The organism is Rhodococcus sp. IEGM 1241 (assembly GCF_033142365.1).
GTDB lineage: Bacteria > Actinomycetota > Actinomycetes > Mycobacteriales > Mycobacteriaceae > Rhodococcus_F > Rhodococcus_F erythropolis.
The window spans coordinates 1-1,416 of record NZ_JAWLSE010000056.1 but is presented as its reverse complement, the minus strand read 5'-3'; the positions used below and the strand labels follow the sequence as shown (position 1 = coordinate 1,416).

The 1,416-nt window shown below is 61.0% G+C and carries 1 protein-coding gene; it reads right to left on the bottom strand.

Annotated features, from left to right (window positions below; genetic code table 11):
* Positions 1–1,416, bottom strand: a 1,416-nt coding sequence (locus R4P70_RS32580; protein WP_283569766.1) for an amino acid adenylation domain-containing protein, incomplete at both ends; no start/stop codon positions are given.

Sequence of the window (1,416 nt, the reverse complement as noted above, 5' to 3'; positions counted from 1 at the left end):
ATCGTCGACCGAAACGCTCACACCCGCAGCCGAAACCACATACGCCACCAACCGCTGATCACCCGGAGAATCCTCACGAACAACCACCGCCGTCTGCGCCACCGACACATCCGCCAACACCGCAGACTCGATCTCACCGATCTCGATCCGGAACCCACGGATCTTCACCTGATCATCCGCGCGACCCAGATACTCCAGATCACCAGCACTGTTCCACGACGCCACGTCACCCGTGCGGTACAACACCTCACCAGCAGCAAAAGGACTCGCCACAAACCGCGTCGACGTCAACCCCGCCTGACCCAGATAACCCCGAGCCAACTGCACACCCGAGACATACATCTCACCCGCGACACCAACCGGCACCGGAGCCAAACGCGTATCGAGCACGAACACCTGCAGACCCGAAATAGCCTGACCCACAACACTCGCCGACGCATCCGCCGCCAACGCAGCATCCAACACACGATGGCTGACATGCACCGTCGTCTCCGTGATGCCGTACATGTTCACCAACGTCGGCGCAGAGTCACCGCGGCGGCCATACCAGTCCGACAAGCGTCGAAGCTCAAGCGCCTCGCCACCGAAAACAACCCACCGCAACGACAACTCGGCAGCCAGACCGGATTCCGACGCCAACCGATCAGCCTCGGCCAACTGATAGAACGCCGACGGCGTCTGATTGAGCACCGTCACCCGCTCAGCAGCAAGCAACTCCAGGAACTGCTCCGGCGACCGCGACGTCACATAGTCCACGACGACCAACGTGCCGCCGTACAACAGCGGACCCCACAACTCCCACACCGAGAAGTCGAACGCATAACTGTGGAACATCGTCCACACATCCGACTCGTCGAACCCGTACACACTCTCGGTATTCGCAAACAACTTCGCCACCGTGATGTGCGGAACCTGCACACCCTTCGGGCGACCCGTCGAACCCGACGTGTAAATCACATACGCAACATTCGACGACCGCAACGGCGCAACACGATCCGCATCCGTCACCACCGAACCCTCGAACTCCGACACATCCACCGCGTCGATATCAACCACCGGCAAACCAGCGGGCAACACCAACTCACGCCCGGACCACGAAATCGCAGCCACCGGAGCAGCATCGGCCAACATGAACTCGACACGATCAGCCGGATACGACGGATCCACCGGCAAATACCCCGCACCGGACTTCACCACCGCCAACAACGCCACCACAAGATCAGCCGACCGCGGCAACGCCACCGCCACCAACGACTCCGGACCACAACCCTGAGCAATCAACCTGCGCGCCAACCGATTCGCCCGAACCGACAACTCACCATAAGACAACGACTCGCCACCGAACCGCACCGCGATCCGATCACCAAACCGCGCAGCAGCATCATCGAACCACGCCGACAACGTCGAATCCACACC